Consider the following 4849-nt stretch of genomic DNA (forward strand, 5'->3'; position numbering starts at 1 on the left):
CCCCGAGCCCCCCGAGCCCGTCGAGTCTGCCGAGTCCGTCGAACCTGCCATCGCGTCCACCCGTCGAGTTCGCCCCATCGCGTATCCGTGCCTGCAGAGTAGTTCTCGGAGATCTGGTCATACGGCTCAGAACACGATTGGATACCGAGTCGCACGTGGCAACATGACTAACCGGTAACCCAGGTAGTACCTGGCTACATCAACAGCAACAGGACGCCGGGCGACCGGCGGAACGGGTGGTGAACGCACGTGAGCGTCGAACTGATCAGCGAGCAGGCGAAGGCAGGCAACGGCACGGGGCGCCGCAAGGGCATCCGGCGCGCGTGGCTGGCCCTGCCGGTGGCGGCCGTGCTGGTGCTGGCCGGGTGTAGCGACGACAAGGACGACAGCAAGGACAGCAAGTCCTCGCCCTCCGCGTCGGCTCCCGCCGCCCAGACGAGCGCTCCCGCCGCCACCACCCCCGCAACCTCGGGCGGCGCCACCACCCCCGGCGGCGCGTCCGCCCCCGCGCCCGGCGGCGCCGCCCTCACCGGCGAAGACAAGAAGGTCGCCGACAACTGGGAGAAGCTGTTCAACGCGGCCACCCCCACCCCGGAACGCGTCGCGCTCCTGGAGAACGGCGACAAGATGTCGGGTCTGGTCGACACGCTCGCCGCGAGCCCGGTGGCCGCCCAGGTCTCGGCCAAGGTCAAGACCGTCAAGATCAGCGGTGACAAGGCGGACGTCACCTTCGACGTGCTGCTCGCCGGCGCCCCCGTCAAGGAGGACGCGCCCGGCCAGGCCGTCAAGCAGGACGGCAACTGGAAGGTGAGCGTAACCACCATCTGTGGTCTGGTCGCGCTGCTCCAGCAGGGCACGGCCGTTCCCGGCTGCTCCGCCTGACCCATCGCTCCACCTGACCCATCGCTCCGCCTGATCCATCGCTTCGCCCGACCCATCGCTTCGCGCCGATCCGTCGCTTCGGGCTCGTTCAGCGCCTCGCGCGCCGATCGCTCGCTTCGCGCCGGTTTGTCGCTCGGCACCGATCCACCGCCCCGCAGCCAGGCCACCGAGGAGCCCCCATGCGTCGTTCGTCCGGACGGCGCAAGGGGTGCGCCTCGGTGGCCCTGCTCGCCCTGGCCCTCACCGCGTGCGGTTCGCGCCTGCCGGAGCGCGACTTCCGCGAGAGCGCGCCGCCGGGACGGGCCGACACCACGCCGAACGCCGGTGCCGGTGCCAACGCCAACACCGCCTCCGACGTGGGCGTCACGCCCACCGAGATCACCGTGGGCATGATCGACACGGTCCAGGGCGTGCTGGGCAGCGAGACCTTCTCCGGGCCGATGTACGGGGCCCAGGCGTACTTCAAGGCCCTCAACGACCGCGGCGGCATCAACGGACGCACCGTCAAGGTCGTCGCGTGCGACGACGCCGGCGCCGGCAACGCCAACCAGCGCTGCGCGCGCAAACTGGTCGAGGAGGACAAGGCGTTCGCGTTCGCGGGCAACAGCATCTACACCTACACCGCGGCGAAGTACGTCAGCGACAAGGGCGTTCCCGACGTCGGCGGGCAGCCGATCGGCACCGCGTACGAGACCTACCCCCACCTGTACTCGATCTACGGATCGCGGGCGCCGCGCGAGGGCACCGTCGGCTGGAACGGTGACCTGTACGCGAGTACCGAGGTCTACCGCTACTTCAAGGACAAACTGGGCGCGCGCACCGCCGCCGTCGTGTCGTACAACCAGGCCGACTCCGCGCGCTACGCGAAGACCATCGCCGACGGGCTGCGCGCCGAGGGCTACACCGTGCTCGACAAGCAACTCGACTTCGCACTGCCCAACTTCGACGCCGCCGTGGTCGACATGCGTGCCAAGGGCGTCGACATCGTCTTCGACGCGGTGGACACGCGCGGCAACGCCGGGCTGTGCAAGGCGATGGACGGCAACGGGCTTCGGGTGACCGCCAAGGTGACCAACGTACAGAACTGGAACGCGGGCGTCGGTGAGGACTTCAAGGCGTCCCCGACCTGCCGCGACAGCATCTACGCGACCGGCAACAGCCGCGGCTACACCGATACCGCGCATCCCGCCGTGGCCGACTTCCGGGCGGCGATGAAGAAGTACTTCCCCGACCGCGAAGGCAAGCTCTCGCAATGGGAGTTGGAGGGCTGGGCCTCCGCGATGTGGCTCACCGACGCGATCGCGTCGTGTGGGGCGAACGTCACGCGCGCGTGCGTCGAGGGCTTCGTCACCCGACCTCAGGGTTACGACGCGCACGGGCTCCTGATCCCGGTCGACTTCAAGGTCGAGACGGCGGCGCAGGTCGCCGCGCCGAGCCGCACGTGCTTCGACGTGGCCCGCTGGCAGAACGCGGCGCCGGGCGGCTGGGTGGGCCAGGTGCCGGACATGGCCGCGAACTGCTTCGACGTGCCGTCCCTGCCGTACGGATCCTGACCGGGATCACCCGCGCCACGCCCCGCGGTTCGCGACGACGCCCGCCAACGGTTCGCGGCCGTACGTAACGGCCCACGACCCCGGCCGTGTGCCGCCCACGGAAGCCGGTGACGGATCGGGGGCGGGTTGGCGGGCGTCGAGGGTGGGTTGGCGGGCGTCGAGGGCGCCGTCCCGGGGGAGTGGGCGGAGCGCCGCACGGGTCTAACCGGGCGCCGGTCGGGTCAGCAGGGGCAGCACGATGCCGTCGACGATCCGTTCGATGGCCTCGTCGGATGCGGGCTCGAGCGTCATGAGTACCTCGTGCCGGAAGAGATCGAACGGCAGTGAGACCAGACGTGGTTCCAGCAGGGAGGCGTCCACTTCGCCCCGCCGGACGGCTCGCGCGACGATCGTCTCGGCTGCCGAGTGTCGACCTGCCAGTAGCAGCTCGCGTAGTTGCCGCGGGCTTGATCCCGTGTCCGCGAAGTACCCGTCGAGGAGGACCGCGGCTGCCACGAGGAGATCGGTCCGCGACGCGTTGGCCGCATGCAGGATCGCGATCAGGTCGCCGCGGAGGGTTCCGGTGTCCGGGACGTCGACGACTCGCCGGGCGCTCGCGTGCGCGATGGCCGCCTCGACCATGCGTGCCCTGTTGGCCCAGCGGCGGTAGATCACGGGCGTGCTCGTGCCGGCCCGCTTCGCGACTGCCTCCAGTGTGAACGCGGCATACCCGCGCTCGGTCAGCTCGGTCCACGCGGCCCCGAGCAGGGCGTCCTCGAGATCCTTGCCTCGTCTGCGCTGCATCTCCATCTCCCCTCCTCCCCTCCCTTGCGAGGTTGTGTTTGTGCGCGATACGGCTCCGGTGTACCGTCGAAAATAAGAAGCGCTACCACATCTTATCCGCTCGGCCGAGCCGATGGCCGACTCGGCCGAGCCGATACTCGACGAGGGAGCAGCACCCGTGAGCAACCATGGCACCGTCACAGTCCTCATCGAGATACACGCCAAGGACGGCCGGGAGCGGGAAGCCCGCGACTCGCTGCTCCACGCGATCCAAACCTCCGAGAAGCCGGGCCTGGTCAGCTCCACCGAGTACGAGGACCTCGACGACCCCGGGGCCTTCCACGCCATCCAGGTCTGGGAGAACGCGGACGCCTTCCACGCGCACATGGAGGACGCCGCCAGGTCCGGCATGGACGAAGCGATCCAGGTCCTGCGCGAGCGCCCCAAGACCGCCGTGCTGCGCGCCATCGGCTGATCACGTGCCGGTCGACCGCCGGATACCGAGCGGCTCGCACGTCGACGGGTCGAAACGGCGGGACACCCCGACGCCCCGCTGACACCGGACGGGCGTGGCCGGTGGTCCGAGCGCGCGGACGCCGGGCATCCGATCGCGCAGGTCGCGGCGGAAGCCGGGATCTCCCGCCGGTGCCCGGCCGAGTGGCCCCACGGCTAGCGCCAGTCGGCCCCGTACCAGGGCACGGGGTCCGCGAGCGCGGGCGTCGGCGCGGTGGTGCGTACGGGCGTTCGCGACGCGGGCACGGTCACCGGATAGGGCAGCTTCACCATGCCGAACGGGCGACGGTGGTGGGGATCGGGGCTGGGGGCGATCAGGGCCGGACCTCGCACAGGGGCACCTTCCGCTGTGACGGCCCAGAGGTTTCGTGCCCCGGCGCCGTGCCCGGCGACGAACGTCCCCGGGCACGGCGTTCAACGATCAGGAGCGGGTCGAGTGTCGCAGGATCACTCCCACGGCCCCGCCTTGCGGGCCGGGCAACCCGACTTGTAGTCGGCGTTGTACTCGAAGTGCCACGCCTCGTTGTCGTACAGCCGGCACCAGCCGTATTTCGAACCCTTGCTCTGCAACCAGACCTGCGCGGCCTCGGGGTAGATGTCGACCGCGTAGCCCTGCACGTGCATGGACTTCTGCGGCGGCAGGACCAAGTGCATCGCGGCCTCTTCCGAGCCGGTCTTCGCGATCTCCTGATCCCACAGTTGTTGTTGGTGCACCCAACCGCGCTTCCCCGAATTCAGGTTCAGGGTGATGCCCTGTGCGGCCATCGCGGACTTGATCTGCTTCCACGCCGCGTAGGCCGCGGGCTTGAGCGCACTCGGGTCCTTGGGCGCGTCCACGTCGTTGCGGGGCGGCCCCGCCGAGGTCGACGTGGACGCGGACGCCGTCGACTTGGACGAGGACGACGGCTTGGTGGTCGTCGCACCGCCCGACGCCGCGCCGGTGGGTCCCGCGCTCGCGGCCGGTGGCTGCTGCGGCTGAGCCGATCCCATCGTGGTGGGCGTCGACGTGACGTTCGTGCTCGTCGAGCTCGCGTTGTCCTTCTTGTCGTCCCCACCCATCAGGACGACGGCGCCCGCGCCGGCCGCGCCCAGGACCAACAGGCCGGCCAGGCTCCACGCGACCACCGCGCCGCGACCTC

At 70.3% G+C, this 4849-nt stretch carries 6 protein-coding genes; 3 read left to right on the plus strand and 3 right to left on the minus strand.

All coding sequences use genetic code 11. From position 1 onward, the window contains the following. The first annotated feature begins 249 nt into the window (after positions 1-249). Positions 250-882, plus strand: a complete 633-nt coding sequence (locus tag GT354_RS22475) for a hypothetical protein (RefSeq protein ID WP_161358173.1) — start codon at positions 250-252, stop codon at positions 880-882. A 179-nt stretch (positions 883-1061) separates the two neighbouring features. After that, positions 1062-2435 (plus strand): ABC transporter substrate-binding protein, encoded by a 1374-nt coding sequence (locus GT354_RS22480; RefSeq protein ID WP_161358174.1) that lies wholly within the window; start codon positions 1062-1064, stop codon positions 2433-2435. Positions 2436-2636: 201 nt separating this feature from the next. Here the strand turns inward: GT354_RS22480 and GT354_RS22485 are convergent, their stop codons facing one another. Then, positions 2637-3224: a TetR/AcrR family transcriptional regulator gene (locus GT354_RS22485; protein WP_237535342.1), complete on the minus strand. Its 588-nt coding sequence runs from the start codon at positions 3222-3224 to the stop codon at positions 2637-2639. A 151-nt stretch (positions 3225-3375) separates the two neighbouring features. On the opposite strand from GT354_RS22485, the gene GT354_RS22490 reads away from it, so the two are divergent. Continuing rightward, positions 3376-3672, plus strand: coding sequence for an antibiotic biosynthesis monooxygenase (locus GT354_RS22490; protein WP_161358175.1), 297 nt, complete (start codon positions 3376-3378; stop codon positions 3670-3672). Positions 3673-3866: 194 nt separating this feature from the next. On the opposite strand, the gene GT354_RS22495 is transcribed toward GT354_RS22490, so the two are convergent. Both GT354_RS22495 and GT354_RS22500 read right to left on the minus strand, forming a co-directional pair. Continuing rightward, the gene (locus GT354_RS22495) at positions 3867-4043 is read right to left on the minus strand and encodes a hypothetical protein (protein ID WP_161358176.1); all 177 of its coding nucleotides are present in this window, start codon (positions 4041-4043) and stop codon (positions 3867-3869) included. A 114-nt stretch (positions 4044-4157) separates the two neighbouring features. Then, positions 4158-4849 (minus strand): D-alanyl-D-alanine carboxypeptidase family protein (locus GT354_RS22500; protein ID WP_237535344.1); only part of this gene is annotated, 692 nt, incomplete at its 5' end.

It is taken from the genome of Streptomyces sp. SID3343 (assembly GCF_009865215.1).
Classification (GTDB): domain Bacteria; phylum Actinomycetota; class Actinomycetes; order Streptomycetales; family Streptomycetaceae; genus Embleya.

What these genes read in the sequence shown, in the direction of transcription:
- GT354_RS22485 (WP_237535342.1), bottom strand. Translation starts at nt 3,224, where the DNA reads ATGGAGATGCAGCGCAGACGAGGCAAGGATCTCGAGGACGCCCTGCTC.
- GT354_RS22480 (WP_161358174.1), top strand. Translation starts at nt 1,062, where the DNA reads ATGCGTCGTTCGTCCGGACGGCGCAAGGGGTGCGCCTCGGTGGCCCTG.